The following is a 15,390-nucleotide window of genomic DNA, read 5'->3' as shown; positions in this document are numbered from 1 at the left end:
CCAGGGGAGGGGCAAGATGACGTATATTCTGGCGATAGATCAGGGCACAACCTCGACCAGAGCGATCCTGTTTGATGACAGGATGCAGGCGCAGGGCTCGGCTCAGCAGGAGTTTGCTCAGCATTTCCCGCAGGCGGGCTGGGTAGAGCATGATCCGGAGGATCTGTGGACCACAACGCTGGATGTCTGCCGCAAGGTGATGGCAGAGCAGGGCGTCACGGCGGCGGATATTGCCGGGATCGGCATCACCAATCAGCGTGAAACCACGGTGGTCTGGGATCGTCACAGCGGCAAACCGATCCACAACGCCATTGTCTGGCAGGACCGTCGCACCAGCCCGATCTGCGAAGAGCTGCGGGCGGCAGGACATGAGGACAGCGTGCGCCAGAAAACCGGGCTGCTGCTGGATCCCTATTTCTCGGGCACCAAGTTGAAATGGATTCTGGACACCGTGCCGGATGCACGCGCGCAGGCTGAGGCCGGGGATCTGCTGTTTGGCACTGTCGACAGTTTCCTGATCTGGCGCCTTACGGGCGGTGCGTCGCATGTGACCGATGCCACCAATGCTGCGCGGACGCTGATGTATGACATTCGCAAGGGTCGTTGGAGCAGCGAGATCTGTGGTTTCCTTGGCGTGCCGCGCGGAATGCTGCCCGAGGTGAAGGATTGCGCCGCCGATTTTGGCACCACCAAAGGTGAATTTCTTGGTGGTGAAATTGCCATTCTGGGCGTTGCTGGCGATCAGCAGGCGGCCACCATCGGACAGGCCTGTTTCCAGCCGGGTATGATGAAATCGACCTATGGCACGGGCTGTTTCGCGCTGCTGAACACCGGTGATACGCCGGTTGTGTCCCAAAACCGGATGCTGACCACCATCGCCTATCAGCTGGACGGCGCGCCGACCTATGCGCTGGAGGGCTCGATCTTTATCGCCGGTGCGGCGGTGCAATGGCTGCGGGACGGCTTGGGCATTATCGGCTCAGCCCAGGAAAGCGGTGCCCTGGCGCGCAATGCGGATCCCGGTCAGGACGTTATTCTGGTGCCGGCCTTTACCGGTCTTGGTGCGCCTTATTGGAAACCCGATTGCCGGGGCGGCATGTTTGGCCTGACCCGCAGTTCTGGACCGGCGGAATTTGCACGCGCAGCACTGCAAAGCGTGGCCTATCAGACCCGTGACCTGTGGGAGGCGATGCGGGCGGATTGGCAAGGCGAGAGTCTGGTCACCCTGCGGGTGGATGGCGGCATGAGTGCCAGCAATTGGACCATGCAGAGCCTGGCGGATCTCCTTGGGGCGGCAGTGGATCGTCCGGTGATGCAGGAAACCACCGCGTTGGGTGCGGCCTGGCTGGCGGGGATGCGGGCGGGGGTCTACCCGGATCAGGCGGGCTTTGCCGCGACCTGGGCGCTGGACCAGCAGTTCACCCCGGAGATGGACGAAGACCGACGCAGCGCCGCCTATGCGCGCTGGAAGCGTGCGGTAGACGCGGTGATCGGGGTCTGAGGCGTGGCCGCAGGCGGGGGCTCCCGCCTGCTCCGTCACAGTCGTGGACTGTGCCTGCACAGTTGGGGGTGGCGCCGCGCGATGCGCGGCGTTTTCTTTTGCTGAGAAGCGGTTTGCGGGCAGGCCTGCCCGCAAACGCGCCATATCGATGGTGATGGCGCCGATCCGCGCCTCAAGGGTGACCCGTGCCTCTGGCACGGCGGCTGTGCCGCCCTTGACCCACGGCGCGGCGCCCGGTCGCCTCAGTTGATGCGGGTGCCTGCTGGTATGGTGCGGGGGCGGGCGTTCAGCTCCTCGATCGAGAAGCCGGCGATGGATTTGTATTTTGCCGCATGGGCCGCAAGGTCCGCCTGCGGGATTACATCGCCGATATTGCTGAAATCACCACCACAGAGATTTTCGACCTGTTGCAGCACGCCGTCCGGACCACCGCCTGCGCGATTGGCCAGAGCGACGGCTGTTGTCACCGGGCGGACAGCCGCCTCATAGGCGCTGAGGGCCTGCGGATTGATGCCATGGGCCAGCATCTGCGCGCCAATGATGCGGGCGTCGACAATCGCCTGGCTGGCGCCGTTGGAGCCGACGGGATAGGTCGGATGGGCGGCGTCCCCCATCAGGCTGACAGGCCCATCCTGCCAGCGGGGCAGCGGATCGCGGTCCACCATTGGGTATTCATAGACGGTTTCGGCCCCTTTGATCAGCGCGGGGACATCAATCCAGTCGAAATGCCAATTGGCAAAATCCGACAGGAAGTCACTGATGTCCGCCGCTCGGTTCCAGCTTTCGCGTTTCCAGGGGGCGGATGGGTCGAATTGTTTTTCCGCAATCCAGTTGATTGTGGCGCTGCCATCGGCCTCCGGCGTGCTGATGGGATAGGCGACGAGGCGCAGTTGGTCGTGACCGATCATCGCCATCGCCGCGCCCCCATGAAAGGCAGGCGCGCGAGTGGTGGCGCGCCACAGGATGCGCCCATTCCAGATCGGTGCGCCCTCATCCGGATACATCTGGGCGCGGATGGCGGAATGGATCCCATCAGCGGCGATCAGCAGATCACCACGGGCGGTGCGGCCATTCTCCAGATGCAGGCAGACGCCCTGATCCGAGGTGTCGTAGCTGGTGGCGCGCGCGCCGGTGGTCAGGACGCTGCTGCCTGCGCGCTGAAGGAGCGCGTGGTAGAGCATCATCTGCAACGCGCCGCGATGGACGGAAAACTGTGGCCAACGGTAGCCTGCAGCCTCACCGCGCGGCTCCTCCCAGATGGTCTTGCCGAGCTTGGAGTAAAAGCCCAGTTGCCGGGTGCGCACACCGATGGCGGAGAGTTCGGCCTCAAGCCCCAGATCAAAGAGTTCGCGCACCGCATTGGGTTGCAGGTTGATGCCGACGCCCATCGGCTTCAGCGTTTCGGTGGCCTCATAGATGTGAAACGGCACGCCCAATTCGTGCAGGGTGAGGCCAAGCGTCAGCCCGGCGATCCCTGCGCCTGCAATCATCACCGTCATCTGGCTCTCCCCGTTTCTGCGCGCTTTGCGGCATTAGAACCATGATGCGCGCGACGGAACAAGATGGGGAAATGCCGCGGTTAGAGCCTGATATTTGCGCGCCTACCCGTCCTCATTGCTGCCGAGGCTGAGGTCAGGGCCGAAGATCACGTCGGAGTAGCTGTTGAGATAGATCTTGAGCCAGGGGGTAAAGCGATCCGGGTGGCGCTGCACCTCGGCCAGAAGGTCGTGATAGTCAACCCAGCGGGTCTCCATCACCTCTTCCGGGTTGGGCGCGAGATCCGGCACGCGGTGCGCATGGGCGAGAAAGACATCCACCACCTCGTGTTCGATCAGCCCGTTGCCGACATCGGCGCGGTATTCCAGATGGTGACGGAACTCGGGATATAGTCCGGTGATGCCCAGCTCTTCTTCCATGCGGCGGACCGCGCAGGCCGAGGAGGCCTCGTCCCATTGCGGGTGGGTGCAGCAGGTGTTCGCCCAGAGACCAGGGGTGTGGTACTTGCCCAGAGCGCGGCGCTGCATCAGGATCTCGCCGCCCTTCACCACAAAGACCGAGACGGCTTTGTGCTTCAGCCCCTGTTCATGGGCGGCCAGCTTATCAACCGGCGTCAGGGTGCCATTCACCCAGGCGGGAATCTTGTGGGTCATTGCAGGAACTCGCAAGGATTGAGCAAGGAGGCTGGCGGCCAAGCCACAGGGCCGGGCGCACAGGATCGGGCAGATATGGTGGTCATCAGTTGGAGATCAATCCCACAAACGAGGCTGCCCGGATCGGCGGGTGAGTGGATGCAGGGGCAGAAGGCCTGCGCGGGACGGTCAATATCGCAGAGACATATGAAAATCAATTGTGCGAAAAGCCGCGGCCGGGGGCGCGCGGCTTTTGCCAGTTTGTCTGAACAGAGAAGATCAGTTGGTTGCGGTCTCTTCCGTGGTGGTCTCTGCCTCGGTTTCGGCAGCATCCGCAGGACCATGCAGCGCGAGGAATGCGTAGATATCTTCCGCGCCTTTCTTCAGGCGGAAAGACATTTTGGACTTGGCTTTCTTATCGCCGAGGGTGTCACGCAGGAAGGCTTTGGGGTCGGCGGTATAGGCGGTGAAGGAGGCTTCGTCCCAGGCCAGGCCTGCTTCGCCCGCAGCGACCATGTCCTTGCCGTATTTGTAGCCCTCATAGGTGCCGGCGGTGCGGCCCACGACGCCCCAGAGGTTCGGGCCGGTCTTGCCGCCCTTGACGATCACGTCACCGCTATCGGAGACAACCATGTGGCAGGATTTGCATTTATTGAAGCCCTTTTCGCCCTTGTCGGCGTCGCCTTCGGCAAAGGCAGGGGCCGCAATCAGGCCCAGGGCTGCTACAGCAGTCAGAAGTTTCATTTCGCTTGCTCCAATATTGAGTTGGCTTGGTCAATACGCGCGTGATCCGGCGCAGAGTCAAACGGGCGTATTGCCGCGTCCGCTCTCTGCTATACGCTCAGCCCGACCAATTGTATCTTATCTGCCTCAGGTCAAGGTTGGGGGCGACCGAAGGGTCAACTCTTCTGCCAGCAAGGCAGCAGGTCGCCCGGTTCGGGACAGGCCAGGGCGGCGGCGCGGGCGATGGCGCGGCTGAGACAGAGGGCTGCGGCGTGGCCGATTTCGCCCAGATCAGCGCCGAGTTCGCCACCTGTGGTGGCCGCACCCGGATCGCCGGTGCTGACGGCAAAGACGAGGTCGCCGTCGCCAGGGGAATGGGCCGGAACGATCGCCCGCCCGATCCCGTCATGGGCGGCAATGGCGAGACGCTGGCATTGCGATTTGGTCAAAGGTGCATCGGTTGCGACAATGGCAATGGTGGTGTTGCCGCCCTCGGCTGGGATCTCTGCGTCGGCGGCCAGTTTCTGCATTGAGGCGAGTTTCAGGCTGGGGGCAGGGGCGGTGAACCCTGAGGCCGGGTCCACACCCGCACCGCCAAATTCACCGTCGATCTCAAAAGGAGCGGCCCAGAAATGACGATCCCCCGGCGTGGTGACAGAGCCAAGCGGATTGGCCGCCACCAAGGCGCCCACGGTGGTGCCATCCGGCAGCACAAGGGAGGCCGACCCAAGCCCGCCCTTCACCCGTGCGGCCAGGGCGCCGGTGCCCGCCCCGGCGGTGCCGAGGGCGAACTGGCGGTCTGCGGCCTCATAGGCGGCACGGCCGAGGGCAGAATAAGGGTTCTCTGCCCACCCCTTGTCACCGCCGTTCAGGAGATCAAAGAGGATGGCGCCCGGCACGATAGGCACCCGCGCTGGCCCCACGGCAAAGCCGCGCCCAGCGGCGTGCAATCCGGCCACCACGCCGGAGCAAGCATCAAGCCCGAAGGCCGAACCGCCAGATAGCACCAGCGCGTCAATCTGGGCGACGGATTTGTCCGGCGCCAATAGGTCGGTTTCGCGTGTCCCCGGGGCGCCGCCCATCACATGCACCCCGGCGGTGAAGGGCTGATCGGCGGTCAGCACCGTGGTGCCGGATTTCAAGCGCCGGTCTTCGGCATTGCCGACCTTGAGGCCGGGCACATCGGTGATCAGGTTCAGGGGGCCGGGTTGCATGGGGTGTGTCCTTTGTCGTTGGCTCTGTGAGGCCTGTAGCAGGGGCGCGCTGGCGCGCGCGGCCTCCGGCGGGAGTATTTGGGGAAAGATGACGGGCCGGCCGGACGCCACAGGGGGGGCGTCAGATGCAGCGGCCGCCGTCAACCTCAAGCGCGACGCCGGTGACCATGCTGGCCTCATCCGAACAGAGATAGCAGGCGGCATTCCCCATATCCTCGGGCGTGGAGAAGCGGCCGATAGGGATGGTGGAGAGGAATTTCGCGCGCACCTCTGGCGTGTCCTCCCCCATGAAGGTTTTCAGCAGCGGGGTTTCGCCCGCGACCGGGTTGATGGCATTGACGCGCACCCCTGCGGGGGCGAGTTCCACTGCCATGGTGCGGGTGGCCGTAATCATCCAGCCCTTGGAGGCATTGTACCAGTTGAGGTTCGGGCGCGGCGATACCCCGGCGGTGGACGCCACATTGAGGATCGCACCGGACTGACGGGATTTCATATGCGGCACCAGTGCGCGGGCGGTCAGGTAGACAGATTTCATATTCACCGCAACGACCCGGTCGAAGTCCTCCTCGCTGACATCTTCGAGTGGGGTGGGCAGATGACTGACACCGGCGTTGTTCACCAGAATATCGATCTGACCAAAGTGATTGAGTGCGGCCTGCGCCATCTGATCGACCGAGGCGCGGTCAGAGACATCGACTGTCTGGGCGATGGCCCGGTCGGGTCCATAGGTTTCGCAGACGTCGGACGCAGCCGCAGCCGCAGCGGCGGCATCGGCATTGATATCCGCGATCATCACCCGCGCGCCTTCCGTCAGGAATTTGGTGACGATCCCGGCACCAAAGCCCGAGGCCCCGCCGGTTACAATGGCGCATTTCCCTGCCAGCCGCATGTGCTCTCTCCCTGATTGACTTTGCGGCAGCTTGGCCGAGAGCAGGGGCCAGTGCAATCGCCTGTCTTAATCTGGGTCGATCTTACCGCGCGTCGCTTTGACATCACTGCGTTGGCGTTTGGCATCAAGGCGGCGGCGCACTGAGCCGCGTGTGGGTTTGGTGGCGATGCGGCGCTTGGGGACAACCAGGGCCTGGCGGATCAGCTCGGCCAGCCGCTCACGCACCAGATCGCGGTTGCGCTGCTGCGAGCGGGTTTCGTCGCATTGCAGGATGATCGCGCCATCCTTGGTCCAGCGACGGCCCGCCAGCCGTTTCAGGCGGGATTTCACTGCAGGTGTCAGCGCCGGGGAGCGTGCGGCCTCGAACCGCAGTTCAACAGCTGAGGAGACTTTGTTGACGTTCTGCCCACCGGGACCGGAGGCGCGCATAAAGCTCTCGGTCAATTCCCAGTCCTGCAGGGCGATGGTGTCGGTGATACGCAACATGGGGCGGACCATACTGCGGTGATTGGCCAAGGTCCAAGCGAAAGCCGGGGCTGCGTTGGGCACTGTGGACTGCGTGTCACGCAAAAAGGGCCGCCCCTTGCGAGGCGGCCCTTTCCGAAAGTCTGTAAGAGCAAAGGCAGGTTAGGGTGCGAGACCCAGCCGGATGGCTGCTGCCAGAGAGGGCTGCCTCAGAGGCCCGCCGCTCCGGTTGTTGCTACGCATTGCTCCAATACCTTTCTGGACACTGGATCACCTCCTTTTCTCTTTGTTTCCGTTGCCTCGGACGGTGGCACGGAACGGAAGGATCTCCAAATAAAAAAACCAAAGTGTCAGTTTGCGGTGGCCTGTGGTCGTGTCAAACGGGTCACAATCAGGCGGAAGGGGATCAGGGCCAGGAGGGCCAGACCGATCTTAACGCCCCAATCCGCAACGGCGAGCGACACCCAGAGCGGGGCCTCGGGACCGGTGCCAAGGACCGGCAGCATCTCAGCGGCCCAGCTGACGTTATTGCCGGGTTCCAGCCAGACCAGAGCACCGGAAAACGCGATGCTGAAGAACAGCGCAGTGTCGACGGAGGCCCCAATCAGGGTGGAGGCCAGCGGCGCGCGCCACCAGGCACCATTGCGCAGGGCGGCAAAGATCGAGACATCCAGCAGCTGGGCCGTCAGGAAGGCCAGACCAGAGGCAATGGCGATACGCAGGGTCACGAGAGGGCCGAATTCGCCCATGATCTGCGTGCCGATCAGCGAGCAGATGACGCCGACGACAAAACCGGCCAGCACCACTTTGCGGGCGGGGCCGGTGCCGTAGACGCGGTTGGTCACATCGGTCACGAGAAAGGCGATAGGGTAGGTGAAGGCGCCCCATGTCAGCCACTGGCCAAACAGGAATTGCACCAGAATGTTGGAGGCCACGACAATGGCGGCCATGGCAAGGATGCCAGGTAGATAAGAACGTGTCATTTTGTAGTCCGTTTTTTAGACAAGGTCGCGGAGACTTGTTTCGCCAATGCGAAAGATCAGGCCCAATAGCGGAAAAGCCGCAGTTTGGGCAAGGGTTTTGTCGGGATTGGCGCCTGTATTGGTCTCTGTGTGAGGCCTGTGATGACCTAGTCGGGGAGGCGGTATTCCACCAGTTCTGTGCGTTGCAGCGATTTGAAATTGTCGTCTGAGACCATGGTTGCGCGCAGGGCGCCGCTTTGGTCACGCCAGATCGACACGCCTTCCAGATTGTCGTGCAGCCCGAGGCCGGTTTCCAGCAGAGTGACCTCGCCGGTGATGCCATCGGGACCAATATCCCAGCGTCGCAGGCGGCTGCGAAAGCCGATCAGACCAAAGTTGCGCTCCAGCAGGTAAAACCGGCCATCGGGACCGAAATCCGCCCCCACGGGCAGGAAATTGCCTCGGCTAGGCAGCACGAAAGGACGGTCCCAGCGGACACCGTTCCAGCGCCAGACGGGGATATTGCCGGATTTGGTCAGCGCGCGTTCGGGCAGGGTGTAGAGGTGGCCTTTGCTGTCGATGGCCAGAGCTTCGAGCGCCTTGTTCAGGGGCAGGCGGCGGAAGGCCTTGGGACGGGGCAGGACCTTGGCGCGGCTGTCACCCCTGCGGTGGCGGGCCACGCGCGATACCCCTTCGAAGGAGATGAAGAGGGTGCCGTCACGCGCCACGGCGAGACCTTCGGCATCGACGATCCGCCCGCGCAGGATCGCGCCGTCTGATGCGCGCAGCTTATGGGCCTCGGTCGGGGTCACCGCCTTGATCGGCTGCATCGCACCCGGGCTGCGCTCAATACGGGCGGTGACGATGGTGGCGCGGTCGCTGACCACAGTCATCTGTCGCCCGTCCGGTGACAGGGAGAGCGCGGAGAACCCACCAAACCACTTGGCCGGGTGGGTCCAGCGATAGGCTGCGATGAACTGCGCCCCGCCGGGCTGTGCGGCTGAAGCGACAGGGCGATAGACCACCAGCGCGGTCAGGGCCAGTCCAAGGGCGGTTGCGACGCCGAGGCTCAGTTTGATTGCAGAACGGCGGCGCATTGCTGAGGCAGATCCGATAGAGTGTGCTCGCGCCGTGGCTTGGGCCGGGGCGCATTGGGGTCGCGGGGTTTCGGTGGCGGCGGGCTCAGGATGTCCTTGACCCATTGGCGGGCATCGTCGCAACCATCGCCGCGGGGGGGCGGATCCTGATTGACACAACCACGGGCACCATCAGGGCATTTCAGCCGCACATGGAAGTGATAGTGGTGGCCGTACCATGGCCGGATTTTACGCAGCCAGTCCCGGTTGCCTTTCTCATCGTTGCACATCTGAACCTTGGCCCCCGGGAAGACAAAGATCCGGGCGACGCGATCATCCTTGGCTGCGGCGCGCAGGATGGCATGATGCTGAGGGGTCCAGTTGGAATTGGTATAAGCGCCCTTCGCCCGGCGCAGGGAGATCGACGAGATCTTCTCGCGTTCGGCCACAGACAGATCGAGACGCTTGGCCGGCAGCATCCAGATATCGGCATCCAGCCCCATTTGATGGCTGCGGTGACCCGACAGCATCGGCCCGCCGCGCGGCTGGCTGATATCGCCGACATAGAGCCCCTTCCAGCCGCTTTGACGGGCGGCGACACGGCTCAGATCCTTGATGAAGTCGATGGTTTCAGGGTGGCCCCAGTTACGATTGCGCGACAGGCGCATGGCCTGCCAGGTGGGGCCGGTCTGGGGCAGCTGTTCTGCGCCGGCAACGCAGCCCTTGGCGTAGGAGCCATGCGGCGCTGGTTTCTGGGCCGAACCGTTGCGCTTGGCGCCGAACAGCTGTTTGGCGGGCACGCCCGTGTCGGCAGAGCGGCTGACCACGGGGGCCACTGTGGGCGAGCGGCTGTCTCCGGCGGGACCGCAGGCGGTTAACAGGAGGGCGGTGAGGGTGATGTATCGACTGAACTTCAACTCTGGTCTCCTTCTGCATTGACCCAGCGCAGAACGATGAGCCCGATAATGAACAATAGAATAACCGGTGCAATGCCGAGGCGGGCGCTGCCGGTGAGTGTAGTGGCGATTCCGATCAGGGCCGGTGCCAGAAAGGCTGTGGCGCGACCCGAAAGACCATAAAGGCCAAACGCCTCGGTGGCGTTTTCAGGGGTGGTGTGTCGCACCATGAGGCTGCGGCTGGCGGCTTGCAGGATGCCACCAAAACCGCCGATCAGCACACCGCAGGCAAAGAAAACCGTGTCGGGCAGGCCGGACCCTGCGGCGAGGGTCATGCCAAAGAACTGTTCGCGTGACATGTTCACGACCAGGAAACACACGGCCGTCAGGATCAGGATGGAAAGGGTGATAACGGGTTTTGGGCCAAACCGGCGATCTGCGAGGCCGCCCAGCCAACTAAACAGCGCCGAAGAAATCACCGCGATAATGCCAAAGACGCCGATCAGGGTGATTTCCCAGCCCAGCACCAACCGCGCATAGATCCCGCCAAAAGCATAAAGCCCGTTCAGTGCATCACGGTAGAGCATCGATGAAATCAGATAGCCGGTCAGGCTGGCACGATGGCGCAGGTTGGCGATGGCGCGCCCTACAGAGCGGATCGCATCGCCAAACCGCCCGCGCGCGCCGGTGATGGCATCGTCACGCACCCAGCGAAAATAGGGGATAATGAAGATAGAAAACCAGATTGCCGTCAGCGGGCCTGCGGCACGGGTGCCTTCGCGCAGCGCCGCATCCAGTCCCAGAATGGGGTCAATCCCGATCAGGGTTTTTCCGTCGGCCTGCTCAACAAACAGCGTCAGCATCAGAAATAGCGCAATCACCCCGCCAAGGTATCCGATGGCAAATCCGGTGCCGGAGATGGTGCCGACGTCTTCTTTGTTGCCAAGCGAGGGCAGCTGCGCATTGACGAAGATCAGTGCAAATTCGGCCCCGATAAAGCCAAAGCCAAAACTGATGAGCATCCACCACAGGTTCGAGCCGCCGGGATCCATGAACCACAGCCCCCAGGCGCCGGTGATATACATCAGCGAAAAGACCATAATCCACGGAAGCTTGCGCCCGGAAATATCGGCAAGCGCGCCCAAGAACGGCCCGCCAAGGCCAATCATCAGGCCGGTGATGGTCAGGCACATCGACCAGACGGTCTGCGCCTGTGCCTTTGCGGCCTCATCCGCGAGCCCTTGGGTAAGGTAATAATCGGCGGCAACCGCAGCAAAGAAGGGCGCAAAGACAAAGGTCACCAGCAGGGTGTGATAGGGCTGACTGGCCCAATCAAAGGCCCACCAGCCCCAGATGCGCTTGCGCATGGAAATCTGCGTCATGCCTCGTCTTCCCTCGCCCGATGCCTGTTGTGGTCTTTTGTCGTTACCTTTCGGTATGACAGGCCGGTGTGGGGTTAGGCAAGCGTGTCCTCAGCAGCCGGGGCATCAGGAACCACGGTTTCTGTCGACATCATCGGTGGCCAGGGACGGCCTGCGTCGGCCTCGCACCAGGCCTTGATCCAATCGGGCATCTGTGGCGCGGCGCTGTCGGTACGGCCGATGGTTTTCAGGACCTCCTGCGGCGAGACGATCCCCTTGGCGTCGGTGATTGCGGTGCGCAGCATCACGTGGCTGGCGCAGTCGCCGTTGGATTTCCACATGGATTGTTCGAGGTAGATGAAGCGATCGTCCCAGGCCACTGCCCTGCTGCGCATTTCAAACCGTTCGAACCCGCGAATGCGACGGCGGAACCGGACGGTGGTGCCCGCAACCGTCATGCCCCAGCGACGGTTGCGCAATGCGCCGATCAGACCGACACGCTGGGCTAGCATGGTGCGGCCCAGATCATAGAGCGTCATCGCACGACCGTTGTTCAGCTCCATCCAGATATCCAGATCCCAGGGCCAGCAGATGTGGCGGGAGACATGGGTGTCGGTCAGATCCAGCGGCGGCATCCGGCGGGCAACCAGCAGATCCTTGATCAGGCGGACGATGGGAAACATGGGCGCGCTCTCCTGTGTGATGTGCCCGTGTTGCCATGTGTTTACAGCACGTCAACCGCAACCTCGCGGCAGTCTTGCGATTTTGCGCGGGCGCGCTTACCTGTGAACAAGCTCCAAAAAGGGAAATCAAGAGATGCTGTCGCTGTTTCAAATTCTGATGCTGATCCTGGACATCGTCTGGTTCTTCATCATTGCGCATGTGATCATGAGCTGGCTGATCAATTTTCAGGTTCTGAACCTCAATCAGCAATTTGTGGCGCAGGTCTGGTATGGTCTGAACCGCTTGCTAGAGCCGCTTTATGCTCCCGTTCGCCGTATCCTGCCGAATATGCAGGGGCTGGATCTGGCGCCGCTGGTGGTGCTGATCGCGGTTTACGCGCTGCGGATCATTCTGACCAATAATATCGCGATGTTCTACTGATTGCAGGGTGGCCTCTGCCATTTTGATTGACCGCCGGAGCCATGGCTTGCGGCGGTCTTTTTCTGTGCGCTCCCCCTTTGCGGGGGCGCTGACCCTTGCCGCCTGAATCCGGTTGTGGGATTGTGACTGCCAAGACGAGCAGATCACCAAAATGAGGCCCACCGCCCCCATGTCCGCAGTTTCGCCGGAAATGACCGCCCCCAGTGGTGCGACGTCACCTACCGTGTCCGCAACCGATGCGACACCGCTGTTGCGCGAGATCTTCGGATTTGACGGGTTTCGCCCCGGTCAGGAAGAGATTGTCGATGCGGTAACCGCTGGTGAGAATGTTCTGGCGATCATGCCAACCGGCGGCGGCAAATCCCTGTGCTTCCAACTGCCCGCATTGCTGCGCGAGGGGGTTACAGTGGTAATCTCGCCATTGATTGCGCTGATGCGGGATCAGGTCCGGGCGTTGCAGGAGGTGGGTGTGACTGCAGGGGCGCTGACGTCCGGCAATACCGACGAAGAAACCGAAGCGGTCTGGCAGTCCATTGAGGAGGGGCGGCTGAAGCTACTGTATATGGCGCCGGAGCGTCTGGCCTCGGGTGCGGCGATGGGCATGCTGCGGCGGATTGGTGTCAGTCTCATTGCCGTAGATGAAGCGCATTGCGTCAGCCAGTGGGGCCATGATTTCCGCCCGGATTACCTGCGCATCGGTGAGTTGCGGCGGGCATTGGACGTGCCTCTGGCGGCCTTTACCGCGACGGCAGATCAGGAAACCCGCGAAGAGATTGTCGAGAAGCTGTTTGATGGCGAGGCGCCGCGCAGTTTTCTGCGGGGCTTTGACCGTCCTAATATCCATCTTGCCTTTGCCACCAAAGACAGCCCGCGCCGCCAGATTCTGGAATTTGCTGCCGCTCGCAAGGGGCAATCCGGCATCGTCTATTGCGGCACTCGTGCCAAGACCGAGGCACTGGCGGCGGGGCTGCGCGAGGCGGGCCACGCGGCCTGTTATTACCATGGCGGCATGGACGCCGAAGATCGGCGCGGGGTGGAAACACGATTTGCCCGCGAAGATGGGCTGATCGTTGTGGCGACGGTGGCCTTTGGCATGGGGATCGACAAGCCTGACATTCGCTGGGTTGCCCATGCAGATCTGCCCAAATCCATCGAGTCCTATTATCAGGAAATTGGCCGTGGTGGCCGGGATGGCGCGCCTGCTGAGACGCTGACCCTGTTCGGGCCGGAGGATATTCGCCTGCGCCGCAGCCAGATCGACGAAGGGCTGGCGCCTGCGGATCGGCGCAGCGCGGATCATGCGCGGTTGAATGCGCTGCTGGGGCTGGCTGAGGCGCTGAAATGCCGCCGCCAGACCCTGCTGGCCTATTTCGGCGAGACGGCTGAGCCCTGCGGCAACTGTGATCTGTGCGATCAGCCTGTGGATGTGTTTGACGGCACCACGGCGGTGCGCAAGGCGTTGTCGGCGATCTTGCGGACGAATGAGACCTATGGATCAGGACATCTGATCGACATTCTGGTGGGCAATACCACCGACCGGGTGCGCGACAAGCGGCATGACGATCTGTCGGTCTTTGCCTGTGGCAAGGAATACGGCAAACGGCAGTGGCAGGCGGTGTTCCGGCAGATGATGGGCCATGATCTGGTGCGCCCGGATCCCGAACGCCATGGCGCTTTGCGGATGACCGAGGCGGCGCTGCCGGTTCTGCGCGGCGAACAGGACATTGCCCTGCGTCGCGACACCATCAGCTCAGCCAAGCGCAGCCCCGCCGTGAAGGCGCTGGTGTCGGATGAGGACGCGCCGCTGCTGTCGGCACTGAAAGCCAAGCGGCGCGCGCTGGCGGAGGCGCAGAAAGTACCGGCCTATGTCATTTTCCCGGATCGAACCCTGATCGAGATGGCCGAAACCCGCCCCAGCTCGCTGGACCAGATGGCGCGGATCGGTGGGGTCGGGGCCAAAAAGCTGGAACGCTATGGTCGCGATTTCCTGTCGGTGATCACCGGCGAGAGTGAGGCGCTGCATCCGATGCGGCGCAAGTTGGCCGGGCGCGACGCTGGGTCGCTTTATGATGCGCTGATGGAGACGCAGACCCGTCTGGCGCGAGGTGATGATGGCACCGATAAGCCGCTCAGCTGTTCGGCGGCGCAGCTGGCGAAACTGGCGCAGATGCGTTCACAGGACGAAATGGTGATCACAAGGCTGTTAGGCGAGCGCCGCGCGGAACGTTTTGCGGCGGCGTTTCTGGACGTCTTGCGCGGCGCGGGCTAGGTCTTGTTCGGAACAAACGGGGGCAGAATATGCTGGTAGTGACTTCTCCGGCGAAAAAGCTGGACTGGAGCGAACGCGACGTTGAGATGACATGGCCTGCCATGCACGACGCGGCGACGGAATTGGCATCAGTGGCACGCGATCTGTCGGTGGCCGATCTGATGAAGCTGATGCATATCAGCGAGGATCTGGCAAAGCTGAATTATGAGCGGTTCCAGAGGTTTGCTGTGGATCCCGGCGCGGATGATATTCGCCCGGCGGCACTGGCCTTTGCGGGCGATACCTATCAGGGGCTGGAGGCGGGATCTCTGGACGCAGAGGAAATGGCCTGGGCGCAGGATCACTTCCGCATTCTGTCGGGGCTTTACGGTGTGTTGCGCCCGCTGGATGCGATGCAGGCCTACCGGTTGGAGATGGGTTCGCGGCTGAAAACGGAACAGGGCAAGACCCTCTATGACTACTGGGGGCGCGAAATTTCTGATGCGCTGAATGCACAGGGCGAGGCCGTGGGCAGCGATGTGCTGGTGAACTGTGCGAGCCAGGAATATTTCGGCGCAGTTGATCGCGACGCGCTGAAGTTGCGTGTGGTGACGCCGGTGTTCATGGAAGACAAAAATGGCACGCCCAAAGTCGTCAGCTTTTACGCCAAGCGGGCGCGGGGCGCGATGGCGCGCTACATCATTCAGAACCGGCTTAGCGACCCTGCGGCGTTGCTGGATTTTGACAGTGGCGGCTATCGCTACATGCCGGAGATGTCGGAGCCGGATCAGCCAGTGTTCCTGCGCGCAGGCTGATCGCCAC

15 protein-coding genes are annotated in these 15,390 nt (G+C 62.6%); 4 read left to right on the top strand and 11 right to left on the bottom strand.

Annotation, left to right across the window (positions count from 1 at the left end; genetic code table 11):
• Positions 1-16: 16 nt before the first annotated feature.
• Positions 17-1,501: a glycerol kinase GlpK gene (glpK, locus tag INHI_RS0115615; RefSeq protein WP_027248229.1), complete on the top strand. Its 1,485-nt coding sequence runs from the start codon at positions 17-19 to the stop codon at positions 1,499-1,501.
• Between the two features lie 242 nt (positions 1,502-1,743).
• Here the strand turns inward: glpK and INHI_RS0115610 are convergent, their stop codons facing one another.
• The 11 genes from INHI_RS0115610 to INHI_RS0115560 all read right to left on the bottom strand — a co-directional run bounded on the left by INHI_RS0115610 (position 1,744) and on the right by INHI_RS0115560 (position 11,899).
• Positions 1,744-3,000: a flavin-dependent oxidoreductase gene (locus INHI_RS0115610; protein ID WP_027248228.1), complete on the bottom strand. Its 1,257-nt coding sequence runs from the start codon at positions 2,998-3,000 to the stop codon at positions 1,744-1,746.
• A gap of 102 nt (positions 3,001-3,102) precedes the next feature.
• Positions 3,103-3,651 (bottom strand): isopentenyl-diphosphate Delta-isomerase, encoded by a 549-nt coding sequence (idi, locus tag INHI_RS0115605; protein ID WP_027248227.1) that lies wholly within the window; start codon positions 3,649-3,651, stop codon positions 3,103-3,105.
• Positions 3,652-3,909: 258 nt separating this feature from the next.
• The gene (locus INHI_RS0115600) at positions 3,910-4,374 is read right to left on the bottom strand and encodes a c-type cytochrome (protein ID WP_014873222.1); all 465 of its coding nucleotides are present in this window, start codon (positions 4,372-4,374) and stop codon (positions 3,910-3,912) included.
• A gap of 155 nt (positions 4,375-4,529) precedes the next feature.
• Positions 4,530-5,567 (bottom strand): P1 family peptidase, encoded by a 1,038-nt coding sequence (locus INHI_RS0115595; RefSeq protein WP_027248226.1) that lies wholly within the window; start codon positions 5,565-5,567, stop codon positions 4,530-4,532.
• Between the two features lie 121 nt (positions 5,568-5,688).
• Positions 5,689-6,456 (bottom strand): SDR family oxidoreductase, encoded by a 768-nt coding sequence (locus tag INHI_RS0115590; RefSeq protein WP_027248225.1) that lies wholly within the window; start codon positions 6,454-6,456, stop codon positions 5,689-5,691.
• Positions 6,457-6,522: 66 nt separating this feature from the next.
• Complete coding sequence (gene arfB / locus INHI_RS0115585; RefSeq protein WP_014881292.1) at positions 6,523-6,942, bottom strand: alternative ribosome rescue aminoacyl-tRNA hydrolase ArfB; 420 nt, start codon at positions 6,940-6,942, stop codon at positions 6,523-6,525.
• Between the two features lie 329 nt (positions 6,943-7,271).
• Positions 7,272-7,904, bottom strand: a complete 633-nt coding sequence (locus tag INHI_RS0115580) for a queuosine precursor transporter (protein WP_014881291.1) — start codon at positions 7,902-7,904, stop codon at positions 7,272-7,274.
• Positions 7,905-8,050: 146 nt separating this feature from the next.
• Positions 8,051-8,980 (bottom strand): esterase-like activity of phytase family protein, encoded by a 930-nt coding sequence (locus tag INHI_RS0115575; RefSeq protein ID WP_027248224.1) that lies wholly within the window; start codon positions 8,978-8,980, stop codon positions 8,051-8,053.
• The gene (mepA, locus tag INHI_RS0115570; protein ID WP_027248223.1) at positions 8,953-9,876 is read right to left on the bottom strand and encodes a penicillin-insensitive murein endopeptidase; all 924 of its coding nucleotides are present in this window, start codon (positions 9,874-9,876) and stop codon (positions 8,953-8,955) included. The genes INHI_RS0115575 and mepA overlap by 28 nt, the downstream gene beginning before the upstream one ends.
• On the bottom strand, positions 9,873-11,294 hold the full coding sequence (locus tag INHI_RS0115565; protein WP_367834111.1) for an MFS transporter: 1,422 nt from the start codon (positions 11,292-11,294) through the stop codon (positions 9,873-9,875). The genes mepA and INHI_RS0115565 overlap by 4 nt, the downstream gene beginning before the upstream one ends.
• Before the next feature lie 17 nt (positions 11,295-11,311).
• A complete protein-coding gene (locus INHI_RS0115560; protein ID WP_014873230.1) occupies positions 11,312-11,899 on the bottom strand; it encodes an acyl-CoA thioesterase in 588 nt (195 codons plus the stop codon).
• Between the two features lie 133 nt (positions 11,900-12,032).
• On the opposite strand from INHI_RS0115560, the gene INHI_RS0115555 reads away from it, so the two are divergent.
• The 3 genes from INHI_RS0115555 to yaaA all read left to right on the top strand — a co-directional run bounded on the left by INHI_RS0115555 (position 12,033) and on the right by yaaA (position 15,383).
• Entirely contained in the window at positions 12,033-12,320 is a 288-nt protein-coding gene (locus INHI_RS0115555; RefSeq protein WP_014873231.1) for a YggT family protein, read from the top strand.
• A gap of 190 nt (positions 12,321-12,510) precedes the next feature.
• Positions 12,511-14,589, top strand: coding sequence for a DNA helicase RecQ (gene recQ / locus INHI_RS0115550; protein ID WP_211233572.1), 2,079 nt, complete (start codon positions 12,511-12,513; stop codon positions 14,587-14,589).
• A 29-nt stretch (positions 14,590-14,618) separates the two neighbouring features.
• Complete coding sequence (yaaA, locus tag INHI_RS0115545; RefSeq protein WP_027248221.1) at positions 14,619-15,383, top strand: peroxide stress protein YaaA; 765 nt, start codon at positions 14,619-14,621, stop codon at positions 15,381-15,383.
• Positions 15,384-15,390: the final 7 nt, after the last annotated feature.

This window comes from Phaeobacter inhibens DSM 16374, from assembly GCF_000473105.1.
Classification (GTDB): domain Bacteria; phylum Pseudomonadota; class Alphaproteobacteria; order Rhodobacterales; family Rhodobacteraceae; genus Phaeobacter; species Phaeobacter inhibens.
The sequence above is the reverse complement of the archived record's forward strand: the minus strand, read 5'-3'. Positions and strand labels throughout refer to the sequence as shown.